We start from the raw sequence: 17,318 nt of genomic DNA, 5'->3' as shown, positions 1-17,318 counted from the left end.
GTGTTATGTGGTGTGTTCTGCGGAGATGAATATGGTCGTCGGCCCCGATCTGCTGCTGTGCGGGGCCTTCGCGCCGGTGGGCCTAACAGGACTTGAACCTGTGGCCTCTTCCTTATCAGGGAAGCGCTCTAACCGTCTGAGCTATAGGCCCTTGCCGCACTGAAAGATTAGCGGACCGAGGGCCGATCTCCCAAATCCGTATCCGCGGCCCCCTCCGGACGGTGCTGCTCAGCGGCCTCGGCGAGCCACTGGGCGCGGGTGGCGGGGAGCCGGGAGGCCCCGGCGGGAGTGGGGCGGACGGCCAGGACCTGGTTGATGCCGATGCGGTTCTGCTCGAAGGCGAGGGCGCTGGCGGCCATGTAGAGGCGCCAGACCCGGGCCCGGCCGCGGCCGGCCAGCGAGGTGGCCTCGGGCCAGTGGGCCTCCAGGTTGGCGACCCACTCGCGGAGGGTGCGGCCGTAGTGCTCGCGTAGCGCCTCGACGTCGCGGACCTCGAAGCCGGCCTCCTCCAGGCGGGAGACGGTGGTGCCGACGGGGGAGAGCTCGCCGTCGGGGAAGACGTACCGGTCGATGAAGGGGGAGAGCCGGTACTCCTCGCCGGGCTCCAGCGGGCGGCGGGCGATCTGGTGGTTGAGCAGCCGGCCGCCGGGGGCGAGCAGGTCGTACAGGTGGCGGGCGTAGACCAGGTACTGGGCCGAGCCGACGTGTTCGGCCATGCCGACGCTGGAGATGGCGTCGAAGGGCCCGTCGGGGATCTCCCGGTAGTCCTGCAGCCGGATCTCGATCCGGTCGGCCAGGCCGGCCTCGGCGACGCGCTTGCGGGCCAGCGCGACCTGCTCGGTGGAGATGGAGACGCCGACGGCCCGGACGCCGTAGTGGCGGGCGGCGTGCAGGACCAGCGAGCCCCAGCCGCAGCCGACGTCCAGCAGGCGCATGCCGGGGCGCAGGCCGAGCTTGCGGCAGATCAGGTCGAGCTTGGCCTCCTGGGCGGCCTCCAGGCTCTTCGCCCCGGGCGTCCAGTAGGCGCACGAGTAGACCATGGTGGGGCCGAGGACGAGCCCGTAGAAGTCGTTCCCGACGTCGTAGTGGTGGCTGATCGCGGCGCGGTCGCGGCGGCGGCTGTGCAGGCCGCCGTGGCGGCGTCGGACCTCCTCGGGCGGGGGCGCGGGGGCGGGGCCGAGGGCGCCCAGGCGCAGGGCGGTGGCGAGCAGTCGGCGGCCGTGGGCGCCGAGGAGCTGTCGGGGGCCGATCCGCAGGCCGCGGACGTCCGGGTCCTCGGCGAAGCCGGCGACGGCGTCCAGCACCTCGTAGAGGTCGGTGCCGGGGTCGAGTTCGAGGTCTCCGGAGACGTAGGCGCGGGCCAGCCCGAGTTCGCCGGGGGACCAGATCAGGCGGCGCAGGGCCCGGCGGTTGCGCAGGACGACGGTGGGGGCGCCCGGCGGGCCGGCCTGGGAGCCGTCCCAGGTGCGCACCCGCAGCGGGATTCGACGGCCGATCAGGCCTTCGAGCGCTCGGACCAGTTGCTGTGCGTTCTCCGCCATCACGGACCTCTCGACCGGCCGTACCCTCCGGGCCGCCCGGTGTCCGCTGTCGCGGCCGGCCGGCCCCGTGCTCGTTCGTCAGTTCATTTGTCCACGTGGGGGCGGTGCGGCCGATCCCGGCGCGCCGCCCGGTCACCCGATTGCCGCCGGAGACGGCGAAGGGGCCCCGAAGGCTTCAACAGCCTTGGGGGCCCCGGGAATTCCGCGAGCCGACGCGGAATCAGTCTTCTTCGGCGAGGGTGAGTTCGATGCCGCCGGTGAAGCCGGCCGCGGTGTTGTAGATGAACGCGGCGAGGGTGCACAGGGCGGTCATCAGGACCACGTCGACCACCGCGATCAGGGTGGTGAACATCATGACCTTGCCGAACCCGATGTAGTCCATCAGGTTGAACGCGCCGGAGCTGTCGCTGCCGGTGACGTCCTTGAGGGTGCTGGTCAGCGAGTCGAAGACGCCGAGGCCGTCCAGGGTCATCCAGAGCACCGCGGAGGCCACGATGATGATCACGCCGACGGCCAGCGAGAGCAGGAAGCTGACCTTCATGACGGACCAGGGGTCGGCCTTGGTGATCCGCAGGCGGGCCTTGCGGATCCGGCCGGTGCCGCCGCCGGAGCCCTGCGCGGGGCCCGCGGGGCGCCGGGCCTGGCCGCCGGGGGCGCCGCCCTGGGGGCCCGGGCCGGGGGTGCCGCGCGGCGGCGTGGGCTGGCCCTTGGCGTACGTGGTGGGCTGGGAGAACCCGCCCGAGGGCGGGGTGCCGGGGGCGGCCGGGGCCTGGCCGCCGTAGCCGGGCTGCGCGGCACCGCCCTGGCCGACCGGGGGCATCACCGAGGTGGACGTGGCGGGGTGCTCGGGGCGCTGCGGCGCGCCGTACGGTGTCCCGCCCGGTCCGCCCGACAGCCCGCCGCCCGTGGCACCTCCAGCACCCGTGGCTCCGCTCACCGTGGTCCTCCCGAACCGTCCGCCAGGCCGATCGAACCGCCCTGGTCCGTGTTGTGCTCGTGCTCCGCCTGCCCCGTTGGCCTGCGGTCAACCCGTGGTGCCCGCCCCGCCGGAAGCGGGACGGGCACCACGGTCACGGTCGAGCGTCAGCCCTGGTCGGGCGCGCCTTCCGTCTCGTGCTCGGTGGCGGTCGCGGTCGCCTCGGCGTCGAGGTCCGCGCCCTCCTCCTCGTCGGCTTCGGCGTTGCGGGCCATGCCCACCACCGCGTCGCGCTTTCCGAGGTTGATCAGTTGGACGCCCATGGTGTCACGTCCGGTTTCACGAACCTCGGAAACCCTGGTCCGGATCACTCCTCCGGAGAGGGTGATGGCCATGATCTCGTCGGTCTCCTCGACCACCAGGGCGCCGACCAGCGAGCCCCGGCCCTCGACGATCTTCGCCGCCTTGATGCCGAATCCGCCGCGTCCCTGGACACGGTACTCGTCGACCGAGGTCCGCTTGGCGTACCCGCCGTCGGTGGCGGTGAAGACGTACGTGCCCGGGCGGACCACGTTCATCGAGAGCAGTTCGTCGTCCTCGCGGAAGGACATGCCCTTGACGCCGGAGGTGGCCCGGCTCATCGGGCGCAGCGCCTCGTCGGTGGCCTTGAAGCGGATCGACTGGGCCTTCTTGGAGATCAGCAGCAGGTCGTCGTCGGCGGAGACCAGCTCGGCGCCGATCAGCTCGTCGTCCCGGCCCTCCTCGTCCTGGCGGAGGTTGATGGCGATCAGGCCGCCGGAGCGCGGCGAGTCGTAGTCCTTGAGCGGGGACTTCTTGACCAGGCCGCCGCGGGTGGCGAGCACCAGGTACGGCTTGTCCTCGTAGGTGCGCACCGCCATCACCTGGGTGATGTGCTCCTCCGGCTGGAAGGCCAGCAGGTTGGCGACGTGCTGGCCGCGGGCGTCGCGGCCGGCGTCGGGGAGCTCGTAGCCCTTGGCGCGGTAGACCCGGCCCTTGTTGGTGAAGAACAGGATCCAGTTGTGCGTGGTGGTGACGAAGAAGTGGTCGACGATGTCGTCCTGCTTCAGCTGCGCGCCGCGCACGCCCTTGCCGCCGCGCTTCTGCGAGCGGTAGAGGTCGGAGCGGGTGCGCTTGACGTAGCCGCCGCGGGTGATGGTGACGACGATGTCCTCCTCGGCGATGAGGTCCTCGATGGAGAGGTCGCCGTCGGAGGGGATCAGGGTGGAGCGCCGCTCGTCGCCGTACTTCTCGACGATGGCGGTGAGCTCCTCGGAGACGATCTCGCGCTGCCGGGCGGGCGAGGCGAGGATCGCGTTGTACTCGTTGATCTTGGCCTGGAGCTCGTCGTGCTCGCTGAGGATGCGGGCGCTCTCCAGGGCGGCCAGGCGGCGCAGCTGCATCTCGAGGATGGCGTTGGCCTGGAGTTCGTCGATCTCCAGCAGCTGCATCAGGCCGGTACGGGCGGCGTCGGCGCTCTCCGAGGCGCGGATCAGCGCGATCACCGCGTCGATCTGGTCGAGGGCCTTGAGCAGGGCGCGCAGGATGTGGGCGCGCTCCTCGGCCTTGCGCAGCCGGAACGTCGTCCGGCGGACGATGACCTCGATCTGGTGGGCGACCCAGTGCCGGATGAAGGCGTCCAGCGAGAGGGTGCGCGGCACGCCGTCGACCAGGGCGAGCATGTTGGCGCCGAAGTTGGTCTGCAGGTCGGTGTGCTTGTACAGGTTGTTGAGCACGACCTTGGCGACCGCGTCGCGCTTGAGCACGATGACCAGGCGCTGGCCGGTGCGCGAGGAGGACTCGTCGCGGACGTCGGCGATGCCGGCGATCCGGCCGTCCTTGACCAGGTCGGCGATCTTCAGGGCGAGGTTGTCCGGGTTGACCTGGTAGGGCAGCTCGGTGATCACCAGGCACTGGCGGCCCTGGATCTCCTCGACCTCGACCACCGCGCGCATGGTGATCGAGCCGCGGCCGGTGCGGTAGGCGTCCTCGATGCCGCGGCGGCCGACGATCAGCGCGCCGGTGGGGAAGTCGGGGCCCTTGATCCGCTCGATCAGGGCTTCCAGCAGCTCCTCGTTGGAGGCCTCGGGGTGCTCCAGCGCCCAGAGCGCGCCGGAGGCGACCTCGCGCAGGTTGTGCGGCGGGATGTTGGTGGCCATGCCGACCGCGATGCCGGTGGCGCCGTTGATCAGCAGGTTGGGGATGCGCGCGGGCAGCACGGTGGGTTCCTGCTGCCGGCCGTCGTAGTTGGCGGCGAAGTCGACGGTCTCCTCGTCGATGTCGCGCATCATCTCCATGGCGAGCGGCATCATCTTGCACTCGGTGTAGCGCATCGCCGCGGCCGGGTCGTTGCCCGGGGAGCCGAAGTTGCCGTTGCCGTCGACCAGCGGCATCCGCATCGACCAGGGCTGGGCGAGGCGGACCAGGGTGTCGTAGATCGAGGTGTCGCCGTGCGGGTGGTAGTTGCCCATCACGTCGCCGACCACGCGGGCGCACTTGTAGTAGCCCTTCTCGGGCCGGTAGCCGCCGTCGTACATCGCGTAGAGCACGCGGCGGTGCACCGGCTTGAGGCCGTCGCGGACCTCGGGCAGGGCGCGCGACACGATGACGCTCATCGCGTAGTCGAGGTAGGAGCGCTGCATCTCGGTCTCGAGCTCGATGAGCTCGACGCGATGGCCGCTCTGGGCAAGGGTGGTGCTGTCCTCGGGCTGCTCGCCGCCGTCCGGACGGTTGTCGTCGACCACTGGTGGTCAGTTTCCTTTCAACGATCCTTGACGGACGTCAGACGTCCAGGAAGCGGACGTCCTTCGCGTTGCGCTGGATGAAGGAGCGCCGGGCCTCGACGTCCTCGCCCATCAGGACGGAGAACAGGTCGTCGGCGCGGGCCGCGTCCTCCAGGGTGACCTGGAGCAGCAGGCGGTGGGCGGCGTCCATGGTGGTGACGCGCAGCTCCTCGGCGTTCATCTCGCCGAGGCCCTTGAAGCGCTGGATGGCGTCGTCCTTGGGGAGCCGGCGGCCCGCCTCCACGCCGGCCGCGATCAGCGCGTCGCGCTCGCGGTCGGAGTAGGCGTACTCGAACTCGTCCCGGCCCCACTTGATCTTGTACAGCGGGGGCATCGCCAGGTAGACGTACCCGGCCTCGACCAGCGGGCGCATGAAGCGGAACAGCAGGGTCAGCAGCAGGGTGCGGATGTGCTGTCCGTCGACGTCGGCGTCGGCCATCAGCACGATCTTGTGGTAGCGGAGCTTCTCGGCGTCGTAGTCCTCCTGGATGCCGCAGCCGAAGGCCGAGATCAGCGCCTGGACCTCGGTGTTCTGCAGCACCTTGTCGATCCGGGCCTTCTCGACGTTCAGGATCTTGCCGCGGATCGGGAGGATGGCCTGGGTGCGCGGGTCGCGGCCCTGCTTGGCGGAGCCGCCGGCCGAGTCGCCCTCAACGATGAAGATCTCGCACTCGGCCGGGTCCTTGGACTGGCAGTCCGAGAGCTTGCCGGGCAGCGAGGCGGACTCCAGCAGGCCCTTGCGGCGGGTCAGGTCGCGGGCCTTGCGGGCGGCGACCCGGGCGCTGGCGGCCTGGATGGACTTGCGGACGATGTCCGCGGCCTCGTTCGGGTTGCGGTCCAGCCAGTCGGCCAGGTGCTCGTTGACGACCTTCTGCACGAAGGTCTTGGCCTCGGTGTTGCCGAGCTTGTCCTTGGTCTGGCCCTCGAACTGCGGCTCGCCGAGCTTGACCGAGATGATCGCGGTCAGGCCCTCGCGGATGTCCTCGCCGGAGAGGTTGTCGTCCTTGTCGCGGAGCAGCTTCTTGTCGCGCGCGTAGCGGTTCATCAGACCGGTCAGCGCGGCGCGGAAGCCCTCCTCGTGGGTACCGCCGCCGTGGGTGTGGATGGTGTTGGCGAACGAGTACACGCCCTCGGTGTAGGAGGAGTTCCACTGCATCGCGATCTCGGCGGAGATCCGCTTGTCCTTGTCCTCCGCCTCGAAGTCGATCACCGAGGGGTGGATGACCTCGCCCTTGCGGGAGTTGAGGTGGGCCACGAAGTCGGCGATGCCGCCGTCGTACTTGTACGTGACGGAGAGCGGCTTGCCCTCCTCGTCCGCGTGCTCGGGGCGCTCGTCGGTCAGCGCGATGGTCAGGCCCTTGTTGAGGAAGGCCATCTCCTGGAAGCGCCGGGAGAGCGTCTCGAACGAGTAGACGGTGGTCTCGAAGATGTCCGGGTCGGCCCAGAAGGTGACCGTGGTGCCGGTCTCCTCGGTGGCCTCGTGCTTGGCCAGCGGGGCGGTCGGGGCGCCGGCCTTGTACTCCTGCGTCCAGCGGGCGCCGTCGGTGAGGATGTCCACCGCGAGACGGGTGGAGAGCGCGTTCACGACGGAGATGCCGACGCCGTGCAGACCGCCGGAGACCGCGTAGCCGCCGCCGCCGAACTTGCCGCCCGCGTGCAGCACCGTCAGCACGACCTCGACGGCGGGCTTGTCCTGGCCCGGCATGATGCCGACCGGGATGCCTCGGCCGTTGTCCACCACCCGCACGCCGCCGTCGGCCAGGATCGTCACGTCGATGGTGTCGGCGTGGCCGGCCAGCGCCTCGTCGACCGAGTTGTCGACGATCTCGTACACCAGGTGGTGCAGGCCGCGCTCGCCGGTGGAGCCGATGTACATGCCGGGGCGCTTGCGGACGGCGTCGAGGCCCTCCAGCACCTGGATCGCGCTGGCGTCGTACGCCTTGTTGTCGGACGGGTCTGGGGTCTGGCTGGGGTTGCCGGAATCGGCCACGAAGCGCCCTCTCTGGCACAGCGCGGGCCGCGCCCCTTCCCGCTTGCCCGGGCAGGTGTGCGACCACGGCGTTTCGACTCGGTTGCTGCACGCAACGGTGTTTGCGCTTCAGTCTACCGGTACGAGTGACAGAGAGGGGCGTTTGGCAGCCTCTGAGGGCAGATGTGCCGCCCTGAATCCCCTCTGGACGTGTCCCGATACTCGACAGGGGGGCTCAGAGCGCCTGGACGGGCCGCCAGCGATTCCGGAGGATCCCGATCCGCTCCGGCGGGCTCAGCCCCAGGTGTCCCCGGGGCCCTTGCTGCCGGGGGCCCGCAACCGCCCGTAACCGCGCACCGGGGCGTCCGGCCCCAGCACCTTGATCACCCGGACCGTGCCGTGGCCCAGCTCGTGATTCAGTCGTGCCACCAACTGGCGTGCCAGCAGCCGGAGTTGAGTGGCCCACGCGGTGGAGTCGCACTGCACGGTGAGAATCGCCTCGGCCTCCGCGTACGACTTGGGTTCACAGTGCGCAGCGATGTCCGGCCCGACGATCTGCGACCAGCGGCCCATCACCCCGCCCACCGCGGCCGGCGCCTCCCAGCCGCGTTCGGTGATCAGCCGGTTCAGCGCGGCGCCCAGCGGCACCGGGTCGCGGCCGTCCGCGCGGGCGCCGCTGCGCAGGCCGGTGCGCTTGGCCTCGCGGCGCTCGCGGACCTGCTCGCCGCGCTGGCGGGCCTGCTCCTTGGCGGCGCGCAGCGCCACCCGGGCCAGGTCCACCCCCGAAAGCTCCGAGCCCTCCGACATCACGCTCCATCCCCAGGCTGTGGACAACCGACTCGACGAGCGGTCCAGGGTACGGGCTCCCGGCGCCTCACGGCGTGAGCCTGGTCACGGCGCCCTCCGAGACGGCGTACCGGGCGCCGCTGAGCGCCTTCGGGACGTCCTCGGCGACGGCGGCGGTGACCAGCACCTGCTCGCCGCCGGCCACCAGCTCGGCCAACCGGTCGCGGCGGCGGGCGTCCAGCTCGGCGAACACGTCGTCCAGGATCAGCACCGGCTCGCCGCCCTCGGCGCGCAGCAGCTCGTAGGAGGCCAGCCGCAGGGCCAGCGCGTAGGACCAGGACTCGCCGTGGCTGGCGTAGCCCTTGGCGGGGAGCGGGCCGAGCCGCAGCAGCAGTTCGTCGCGGTGCGGGCCGACCAGGGTCAGGCCGCGCGCGACCTCCTGCGGCCGGGCCGCCCGGAGGGCGTCCAGCAGCTGCTGTTCGGCCTGTTCGCGGCTGGTCGGGAGCTCGCCCTCGAAGGAGGAGCGGTACTCCAGCACGGTCTCCCCGCCGCCGGGGGCGAGCTGGCGGTAGGCCTCGGCGACCAGCGGCTGGAGGGCGGCCACCAGCTGGATCCGGAAGGCGGTCAGTTCGGCCCCGGTGCGGGCCAGGTGGCCGTCCCAGACCTCCAGGGTGGCCAGGTCGGCGGCCTTGCCGCCGCCGTGCCGGCGGGCGGTCGCGGCGGTCTTCAGCAGGGCGTTGCGCTGCTTGAGCACCCGCTCGTAGTCGGACCGCACCCCGGCCAGCCGGGGGGCGCGGGCGGTCAGCAGCTCGTCCAGGAAGCGTCGGCGCTCGCCCGGGTCGCCCTTGACCAGTGAGAGGTCCTCGGGGGCGAACAGCACGGTGCGCAGCACGCCCAGCACGTCGCGCGGGCGGACGTTGTCGGAGCGGTTCAGCCGGGCCCGGTTGGCCCTGCCGGGGGTGATCTCCAGCTCCACCAGGGTGCTGCGGCCGCCCTGGGCGACCACGCTGGCCCGGACCACCGCCCGCTCGGCGCCCAGGCGCACCAGCGGGGCGTCGGTGGCCACCCGGTGGCTGCCGAGGGTGGCGAGGTAGCCGATCGCCTCGACCAGGTTGGTCTTGCCCTGCCCGTTGGGGCCCACGAACGCGGTGACGCCCGGGTCGAGCGGAACCTCGACCCGGGCGTAGGAACGGAAGTCGGCGAGCGACAGGTGCGCGACGTGCATGACGGTGGACTGCGCTCGCCTTCTGGCCGTGGGTACTTACTTGGACTCGACCGCGTGGCCGCCGAACTGGTTGCGCAGCGCAGCGATCATCTTCATCTGCGGCGAGTCCTCCTGGCGGGAGGCGAAGCGGGCGAACAGCGAGGCGGTGATGGCCGGCAGCGGCACCGCGTGGTCGATGGCCGCCTCGACCGTCCAACGACCCTCGCCGGAGTCCGCGGCCCAGCCCTTGAGCTTGGCCAGGTGCTCGTCGTCGTCCAGCGCCCGGACCGCCAGGTCGAGCAGCCAGGAGCGGATGACGGTGCCCTCCTGCCAGCTGCGGAAGACCTCGCGCACGTCGGTGACCTCGGGGGCGGCCTCCAGCAGCTCCCAGCCCTCGGCGAAGGCCTGCATCATCGCGTACTCGATGCCGTTGTGGACCATCTTGGCGAAGTGGCCGGCGCCGACCTTGCCGGCGTGCACCGAGCCGAAGTCGCCCTCGGGCTTGAGCGCGTCGAAGATCGGCTGGACCTTCGCGACGTGCGCGGCGTCGCCGCCGTACATCAGCGCGTAGCCGTTCTCCAGGCCCCAGACGCCGCCGGAGACGCCGCAGTCGACGAAGCCGATGCCCTTGGCGGCCAGCAGCTCGGCGTGCTGGATGTCGTCGGTCCAACGGGAGTTGCCGCCGTCCACCACCACGTCGCCGGGGGAGAGCAGGTCGGCCAGGTGCTCGACGGTCTCCTGGGTGGCGCCGCCGGCCGGGACCATCACCCACACCACGCGGGGGCCTTCGAGCTTGGCGACCAGCTGCTCCACGCTGTCGACGTCGGCGAGGTCGGGGTTGCGGTCGTAGCCGATGACGGTGTGGCCGGCGCGGCGGATGCGCTCGCGCATGTTGCCGCCCATCTTGCCGAGACCGATGAGGCCGAGCTCCATGACAAGTCCTTCACTGTGGTTCCGTGCCTGACGGCGGCGCCGTTGCCGCGCTCCTTGAGCCTACGCCGCCGGTCGGGCGGGCCCGGGCAGCCACAGGGGCGCGAGGGGCCTCTGTGGCCCTCGCGCCCCTGGTGCCCGAGGCGGTGTCAGCCGGACAGGCGGACCGGCATGATCAGGTACTGGTAGGCCTCGTCCGGCTCCGCGTCCACCGCGGGCTTGCCGGTCAGCAGGGCCGGCTTGGTCGGGGTGGTGAAGCTCAGCTGCGCGTACGCGGCGTCGATCGCCTTGAGCCCCTCCTCCAGGTAGCCGGGGTTGAACGCGATCGAGATGTCGTCGCCTTCGAGGTCCGCCTCGACCCGCTCGGAGGCCTGGGCGTCGTCGCCCGAGCCGGCCTCCAGGGTGAGCACGCCCTGCTCGAAGTTCAGCCGGACCGGGGTGTTGCGCTCGGCCACCAGCGAGACGCGCTTGAGCGCCTCCAGGAACGGCTGGGTCTGCACCGCGGCGACCGCCGAGAACTCCGTCGGGAAGATCGACCGGAACTTCGGGAACTCACCCTCCAGCAGGCGGGTGGTGGTCCGCCGGCCGGCGCCCTCGAAGCCGATCAGGCCCTCGCCGGCCCCGCCGGTGGACAGCGCGATCGTCACGTGGTCGCCGCTGCCCAGGGACTTGGCGATGTCCTGCAGGGTCTTGGCGGGGACGAGCGCGACGGCGTTGATGTCGTCCTGCTCGGGCTTCCACAGCAGCTCGCGGACGGCGAACCGGTAGCGGTCGGTGGCGGCCAGCGTGATGCCGCTGCCGTTGATCTCGACCCGGACGCCGGTGAGCACCGGCAGGGTGTCGTCGCGGCCGGCGGCGACCGCGGCCTGGCTGACCGCCGAGGCGAACACGTCGCCCGGGACGGTGCCGGTGGCGGTCGGCATCTGGGGCAGCGCCGGGTACTCGTCGACCGGCAGGGTCGGCAGGGTGAACCGCGAGCTGCCGCAGACCACGCTGACCCGCATGCCGTCGGTGGAGATCTCCACCGGGCGGTTCGGCAGGTTGCGCGAGATGTCGTTGAGCAGGCGACCGGAGACCAGGACGGTGCCGGCCTCCTCGACGTCCGCCTCCAGCTCGACCCGGGCCGAGACCTCGTAGTCGAACCCGGAGAGCGCCAGCGTGCCGTCCTGCGCCGTCAGCAGCAGGCCGGCCAGCACCGGCACCGGCGGCCGCGCGGGGAGGCTGCGGGCGGCCCAGGCCACCGCCTCCGCGAGGACATCACGCTCCACCCGGAACTTCACCGGTAACCGCCTCCTGGCTGCTGTCGCCGCGCCGTCGGCCCGTACTGCCGACCGGCGCTGTTGATCGTCTTCCGGCTCCCCGCCGACCGGACTCGCTCCGCTCGGCTTCCAGGTGCCGAAGGACAGTCTGACGTACTCGGCCGACAGTCGGGGCAGATGGGCGGAAGCGAGGCGAACAGATGTCGGGGCGCGGTTGTCCACAGATTTGGCCCACCCCCACTGTTGATCAAGTCGCGAGGTCTCTAGGTGTAGCAGTAGTAGTAGGGCCTGTGGATACCGTGGATAACCTCGTTTTCGCAGGTCAGAGCCGGTTTTTTGTCCACAGCGGCTGTGGATGGCCGCTGTGGACAAGCAGGGCCTGCTGTGGACAACGGAGCGTAATCCACAGGGCACCCTGAGTATCCACAGGTTATCCCCAGGTTCATCCACAGAAATCGGTGGAGTTATCCACGGGGCTCGATCAACCTCACGTGACGCCTTTCACACCCAGGCCTGACAAGGGAGTTGATGTTGTCGAACTGTGGACGCCGCTGTGGAAAAGCTGGGGATAACTCCCCTTCTCCTGTGGACGGCCTGTGGACAGCCCTGGGGCCACCCTGACGGATCCTCAGTTCTCCACAGGCTGTGGATAACTGTTGTGCACAAGTCCACAGGGGTCTGACCTGCGCCGAAGAGCGTAGCGGTGTTCACCCTGTGGAGGAACCTCTGGATAACTCGGGCCTGCGGAGCCTGTGGACGGGGAAAACCCACCCGTTCCTGTGGACAACTCCGGTACGCACCCGAACCGTTCGAATTGCTGGCCAAATGTTCGGGAGGGCGGCGGGCCGGCCTCCCGGGCCGCTCGGACGATTCCTGCCCCGCCGACGGCCGTTCCACACCCGCCGGCCGCCCGCAATCCCCGGGGAGCCCCGGCGCGGGCACGCCGAAGGGGAGCCCGGCCGCCCCGGCCCGACTCCCCTTCGACTGCGTCAACTGCCGCCCCGCCGCTAGCTCTTGATGCGGTTGGTGAGCTCCGTGACCTGGTTGTAGATGGACCGCCGCTCGGCCATCAGCGAGCGGATCTTCCGGTCGGCGTGCATCACCGTGGTGTGGTCCCGGCCGCCGAACTGCGCGCCGATCTTCGGCAGCGACAGGTCGGTCAGCTCCCGGCAGAGGTACATGGCGATCTGACGGGCCGTCACCAGCACCCGGCTGCGCGAGGAACCGCAGAGGTCCTCCACGCCCAGGCCGAAGTACGCGGCCGTCTGCTGCATGATCACCTGTGCGGTGATCTCCGGCCCGGCGTCCTCGTCCCCGCCGGGGATCAGGTCCTTCAGGACGATCCCGGCCAACTCCAGGTCCACCGGCGCCCGGTTCAGGTTGGCGAACGCGGTGACCCGGATCAGCGCGCCCTCCAACTCCCGGATGTTGCGGGTGATCCGGGACGCGATGAACTCCAACACGTCGGCGGGAGCGTTGAGTTGCTCCTGGATCGCCTTCTTGCGCAGGATCGCGATCCGGGTCTCCAGCTCCGGCGGGGTGACGTCGGTGATCAGGCCCCACTCGAAGCGGTTGCGCAGCCGGTCCTCCAGGGTGATCAGCTGCTTGGGCGGCCGGTCGGAGGAGAGCACGATCTGCTTGTTGGCGTTGTGCAGGGTGTTGAAGGTGTGGAAGAACTCCTCCTGCGTCGACTCCTTGCTGGCCAGGAACTGGATGTCGTCGACCAGCAGGATGTCGATGTCCCGGTAGCGCTTGCGGAACGCGTCCGCCTTGCCGTCCCGGATCGAGTTGATGAACTCGTTGGTGAATTCCTCCGAGCTCACGTACCGCACTCGGGTGCCCGGGAACAGGCTGCGCGAGTAGTGCCCGATGGCGTGCAGCAGGTGGGTCTTGCCGAGGCCGGACTCGCCGTAGATGAACAGCGGGTTGTAGGCCTTGGCCGGGGCCTCGGCGACCGCCACCGCCGCGGCGTGCGCGAAGCGGTTGCTGGCGCCGATCACGAAGGTGTCGAACAGGTACTTGGGGTTCAGCCGGGCGTTCGGCTCGTCCTTGCGGGCTCCCGCCGGGGGAGCGCCGGGCGGGGCCGGGACGCCGGGGGCGGGGCGGCGCTCGGCGGGAGCCGGACGGTCGGCCGGGCGGTGTGCGGCGCGGCGCGAGCCGCCGTGCCGGGGCCGGTCCTCGTCCGGGGAGCCCAGCGCGCCGCCGAACAGGTCGCCCTGCGCGGAGTCCGGGCCGGGGCGGCTGGTGCGGCGCGGGGCCGGCTCGGGGCGCCGCTCGGGCGCCTGCGGCTCCCAGCTGCCGCCGCTCGCGTCGGGCTGCTCCCGGTACGGGTCCTGCGGCGGCACTCCGTAGTCGGCCGACTGGTAGCCGCCCTGGTACGCGGGGCGCTGGTAGTCCTCGACGGGGCGGCCGGGCCACGCGCCGGGCTGCGGCTGGTGGGCGGCGGGGCCGGGCTGGTAGCCCTGCTCGGTGCGCGGGTGCGGCCACTGCTCGGCGCCCTCGGGCTCGGGTTCCGGCTCGGGCTCCGGGGCGGCGGGCGCGGTGGCGTTGGCGTCCACCATCACGGCGATCCGCACCTGGCGGCCGAACTCCTGCGAGATGGCCTCCGTCAGCTGCGGCAGCAGCCGGCCCTCCAGCACCTGCTTGGCGAACTCGTTGGGCGCCGCCAGCAGCGCCGTGTCGTGCATCATCCACATCGGCTGGGTGCGGAGGATCCACTGCTTGTCCTTCTCCACGACATCGCTGTCGCCCACCAGTCGCTCCACGACCCTCGACCACATCAGGACGAGATCGCTGTTGACATCAGCCACTGGTACACGCTTTCTCGTTCCCCGGGCAGGGGCAGTCAGTCGAGGTCGGGAGAGGGTTCGGGTGGCGCGGCGCGGAGGCGGCCGCGAGCACAGAACAAAAGAGACAAGTCCTGCAACGGTAGTCAGCGCGCAGAGCTGATTCAAGTCGTTGTCCACAGGCTGTGGGCAACGGGCCGCCACCCACCTGGTTTGACCCTCGGACCCGCCGCCGCGTACCGTAACCAGGTCGAGTTGTCGATGGCCGCTGCCGCATGTCCGCGGGTCCGCCCGCTTCCATGACGCGCGCAGCACGGGCGCCGTGGTGGTCCCGGCCCAGCAGATCTGGGCCCCGGGACCGGATTTCCCAGTGCAAGGGGAGATCGCGCGGACGCACGGTGACGGCCAAGCTACGCCTCGTCATCCTACGATTCACCCCAGGAGCCCCCGAGTGAGCAAGCGCACCTTCCAGCCGAACAACCGTCGTCGCGCCAAGACCCACGGCTTCCGGCTGCGCATGCGTACCCGTGCCGGCCGCGCCATCCTGGCGTCGCGTCGCGCCAAGGGCCGCAGCGCCCTGTCCGCCTGATCCGCGCCAAGGGTCTGCAGTGCTGCCCACCGAGAATCGGCTGCGGCGGCGCCAGGACTTCGCGACCGCGGTGAAACGCGGTCGCCGCGCCGGTCGACCCCTGTTGGTGGTCCACCTCCACAGAGAGGCGGCCCCCGACGGGGGAGCCGACCGGAACAGCGACTCCCGCCCGCACGTCGCCGAGGGGCTTCCTTCGGCGCGTGCGGGTTTCGTCGTGAGCAAGGCCGTGGGTCCGGCCGTGGTTCGCAATGTGGTGAAGCGCCGGTTGCGTCACCTGGTCCGCGAGCGCCTGTCCCGGTTGCCCGCAGGTAGCCTGATAGTGGTACGGGCGCTGCCTGCTGCGGCGACGGCCTCGTACGCAGAACTCGGGCACGACCTGGACGCGGCGCTGCGCCGCCTGCTCAGGTCGGAACCGGCCGGCAGTGCCCCGACGGGAACAGGGCGATGAAGTACCTGCTGATGGGCCTGATCAGGCTCTACCAGTGGACCATCAGTCCGCTGCTCGGCCCGGTGTGCCGTTACTACCCCTCGTGCTCCCGCTACGGGTACGAGGCGGTGCGCGTCCATGGGGCGATCAAGGGAGGCGGGCTGACCGTCTGGCGCATCCTGCGCTGCAATCCCTGGTCTCCCGGTGGGGTCGACCATGTTCCGCCGCGAAAGCATCCGGTGTGGCACCGCCGGCTGCGCAATCTGCTGACCCCCACGAGCGGGACCGCCGAGCCGGAGTCGGTGGCGAAGCCCGATGCCCAAGGAGTCTGACCGGTGACCTTCGGTTTTCTGAGTCCCCTCTACTACGCGGTGTCCTGGATCATCGTCCAGTTCCACTCGCTGTTCAGCCACGTCTTCGACCCTGACGGCGGCTGGGCCTGGGGCCTGTCCATCGTGATGATGGTGGTCGTCATCCGGATCTGCCTGATCCCGCTCTTCGTGAAGCAGATCAAGGCGACCCGGGCCATGCAGGCGATCCAGCCGAAGATGAAGGCCATCCAGGAGCGCTACAAGAACGACAAGCAGCGCCAGTCCGAAGAGATGATGAAGCTGTACAAGGAGGCGGGTACCAACCCGTTCTCCTCGTGCCTTCCGATCCTCGTGCAGGCGCCGTTCTTCACCGCTCTCTACGGTGTGCTGGCCTCGGTCGCCAACGACAAGCCGATCGGCGTCATCGACCAGAGCCTGCTGGAGAGCGCCAAGCAGGCGCACATCTTCGGCGCCCCGCTGTCGGCGAAGTTCGTCGGCGCGGACAGCGTGCAGGTGCAGATCGTCGTCGCGATCATGATCGTGCTGATGTCGCTGTCGCAGTTCATCACGCAGCGCCAGCTGATGACCAAGAACGTGGACCTGTCGGTCAAGACGCCGTTCATGCAGCAGCAGAAGATGCTGATGTATGTCTTCCCGATCATCTTCGCCGGCATGGGCATCAACTTCCCGGTCGGTGTGCTGGTCTACTGGCTCACCACCAACGTCTGGTCGATGGGCCAGCAGCTGATCGTCATCCGGAACAACCCGACGCCGGGCAGCAAGGCGTGGGACGAGCGTCAGGCCCGTCTGAAGAAGCAGGGCCGGATCAACCCGGACGGTTCGATCAAGAAGGTCGGCGTGCTGGCCGCGCTGACCGGTGGCTCCAAGAGCAGCGCCGAGGACCAGGCCCAGGCGGCCGCCGAGGAGAGCGTGCAGGTGCGCCGGCAGCAGCCGCGCAAGCAGAGCAAGGCCCAGCGGCAGGCCACGTCGGCCCACCAGGCGCACTCCGGCGAGGAGCAGAGCCCGGCGGCGGACGAGGCGGAGGCCGAGCCGGCCGGGGCCGGGCAGTCCGGCACGAAGGCGGGCGGGGCGAAGCCGGCGAGCCGGCAGGGTCAGCAGCGCCAGCAGCCGCGGCGCGGCGGCCAGGGCCAGCGGCCGAAGAAGAAGTAGTCCCGACCCTCGTTCCCGGCCCCGAACCGAGGGCCCCATCCCTGAAGGAGTCCACCTGTGACCGATGGCACCACCTCCGCCGTCGACACCGCCCCGGCCGGTGAGAGCGCGCTCGCCCGTCTGGAACGCGAGGGTGACATCGCCGCCGACTACCTGGAGGGTCTGCTGGACATCGCGGACCTGGACGGCGACATCGACATGGACGTCGAGGGGGACCGGGCGCTGGTCTCCATCGTCGGCGAGGGCGACGACCGGACGCTGCAGCGGCTGGTCGGCCAGGACGGCGAGGTGCTGGAGGCGCTCCAGGAGCTGACCCGGCTGGCCGTGCACCGGGAGACCGGCGAGCGCAGCCGGCTGATGCTGGACGTCGCGGGTTTCCGGGCCCGCAAGCGCGCCGAGCTCGCGGAGCTGGGCGCGGAGGCGGCCGAGCGGGTCAGGACCAGCGGCGAGCAGGTCAAGCTGCGGCCGATGACTCCGTTCGAGCGCAAGGTGGTGCACGACGCGGTGGCCGCCGCGGGACTGCGCAGCGAATCGGAGGGCGAGGAGCCCCAGCGTTGTGTGGTCGTACTGCCGGCCTGACGCCGAGGCGCTCACCCCCGAGACCCTCGCCGCGTTCGCCGAACTCGGCC

The 17,318-nt window shown here is 70.8% G+C and carries 14 protein-coding genes and 1 tRNA gene; 5 read left to right on the top strand and 10 right to left on the bottom strand.

Features of this window, described 5'->3' with window-relative positions; translation table 11 throughout:
* Positions 1 to 77 precede the first annotated feature (77 nt).
* From ACWEMJ_RS30865 to dnaA, 10 genes are all read right to left on the bottom strand, one after another.
* Positions 78 to 151, bottom strand: a tRNA-Ile gene (locus ACWEMJ_RS30865).
* A 16-nt stretch (positions 152 to 167) separates the two neighbouring features.
* On the bottom strand, positions 168 to 1,541 hold the full coding sequence (locus tag ACWEMJ_RS30860; RefSeq protein ID WP_452140428.1) for a class I SAM-dependent methyltransferase: 1,374 nt from the start codon (positions 1,539 to 1,541) through the stop codon (positions 168 to 170).
* Positions 1,542 to 1,761: 220 nt separating this feature from the next.
* Positions 1,762 to 2,478, bottom strand: coding sequence for a DUF3566 domain-containing protein (locus ACWEMJ_RS30855; protein ID WP_452140427.1), 717 nt, complete (start codon positions 2,476 to 2,478; stop codon positions 1,762 to 1,764).
* Positions 2,479 to 2,624: 146 nt separating this feature from the next.
* Positions 2,625 to 5,219: a DNA gyrase subunit A gene (gene gyrA, locus ACWEMJ_RS30850; protein ID WP_452140426.1), complete on the bottom strand. Its 2,595-nt coding sequence runs from the start codon at positions 5,217 to 5,219 to the stop codon at positions 2,625 to 2,627.
* A 37-nt stretch (positions 5,220 to 5,256) separates the two neighbouring features.
* Complete coding sequence (gene gyrB / locus ACWEMJ_RS30845) at positions 5,257 to 7,248, bottom strand: DNA topoisomerase (ATP-hydrolyzing) subunit B (protein WP_452140425.1); 1,992 nt, start codon at positions 7,246 to 7,248, stop codon at positions 5,257 to 5,259.
* Positions 7,249 to 7,521: 273 nt separating this feature from the next.
* A complete protein-coding gene (locus ACWEMJ_RS30840; protein ID WP_452140424.1) occupies positions 7,522 to 8,034 on the bottom strand; it encodes a DUF721 domain-containing protein in 513 nt (170 codons plus the stop codon).
* 67 nt (positions 8,035 to 8,101) lie between these two features.
* The gene (recF, locus tag ACWEMJ_RS30835) at positions 8,102 to 9,238 is read right to left on the bottom strand and encodes a DNA replication/repair protein RecF (RefSeq protein ID WP_452140423.1); all 1,137 of its coding nucleotides are present in this window, start codon (positions 9,236 to 9,238) and stop codon (positions 8,102 to 8,104) included.
* A 36-nt stretch (positions 9,239 to 9,274) separates the two neighbouring features.
* Entirely contained in the window at positions 9,275 to 10,150 is an 876-nt protein-coding gene (gene gnd / locus ACWEMJ_RS30830) for a phosphogluconate dehydrogenase (NAD(+)-dependent, decarboxylating) (protein WP_452140422.1), read from the bottom strand.
* A gap of 146 nt (positions 10,151 to 10,296) precedes the next feature.
* Entirely contained in the window at positions 10,297 to 11,427 is a 1,131-nt protein-coding gene (dnaN, locus tag ACWEMJ_RS30825) for a DNA polymerase III subunit beta (protein WP_452140421.1), read from the bottom strand.
* Positions 11,428 to 12,413: 986 nt separating this feature from the next.
* Entirely contained in the window at positions 12,414 to 14,216 is a 1,803-nt protein-coding gene (dnaA, locus tag ACWEMJ_RS30820; protein WP_452140420.1) for a chromosomal replication initiator protein DnaA, read from the bottom strand.
* A gap of 427 nt (positions 14,217 to 14,643) precedes the next feature.
* On the opposite strand from dnaA, the gene rpmH reads away from it, so the two are divergent.
* The 5 genes from rpmH to ACWEMJ_RS30795 are packed head-to-tail and all read left to right on the top strand — an operon-like array spanning position 14,644 to position 17,268.
* A complete protein-coding gene (gene rpmH, locus ACWEMJ_RS30815; protein WP_043915359.1) occupies positions 14,644 to 14,781 on the top strand; it encodes a 50S ribosomal protein L34 in 138 nt (45 codons plus the stop codon).
* A 19-nt stretch (positions 14,782 to 14,800) separates the two neighbouring features.
* On the top strand, positions 14,801 to 15,229 hold the full coding sequence (gene rnpA, locus ACWEMJ_RS30810) for a ribonuclease P protein component (protein WP_452140419.1): 429 nt from the start codon (positions 14,801 to 14,803) through the stop codon (positions 15,227 to 15,229).
* Positions 15,226 to 15,540: a membrane protein insertion efficiency factor YidD gene (gene yidD / locus ACWEMJ_RS30805; RefSeq protein ID WP_452140418.1), complete on the top strand. Its 315-nt coding sequence runs from the start codon at positions 15,226 to 15,228 to the stop codon at positions 15,538 to 15,540. Before rnpA ends, yidD begins: the two co-directional genes overlap by 4 nt.
* Before the next feature lie 3 nt (positions 15,541 to 15,543).
* Positions 15,544 to 16,689 carry a membrane protein insertase YidC gene (yidC, locus tag ACWEMJ_RS30800; RefSeq protein ID WP_452140417.1) on the top strand — a complete coding sequence of 382 codons (1,146 nt, stop codon included), beginning with the start codon at positions 15,544 to 15,546 and terminating at the stop codon, positions 16,687 to 16,689.
* Between the two features lie 57 nt (positions 16,690 to 16,746).
* Entirely contained in the window at positions 16,747 to 17,268 is a 522-nt protein-coding gene (locus ACWEMJ_RS30795) for a Jag family protein (protein ID WP_452140416.1), read from the top strand.
* The last annotated feature ends 50 nt before the right edge of the window (positions 17,269 to 17,318 follow it).

The sequence above is a fragment of the Kitasatospora sp. NPDC004531 genome (assembly GCF_053602195.1).
Note: the sequence above shows the minus strand (reverse complement) of the source record. Positions and strands in the feature narration are given on the sequence as shown.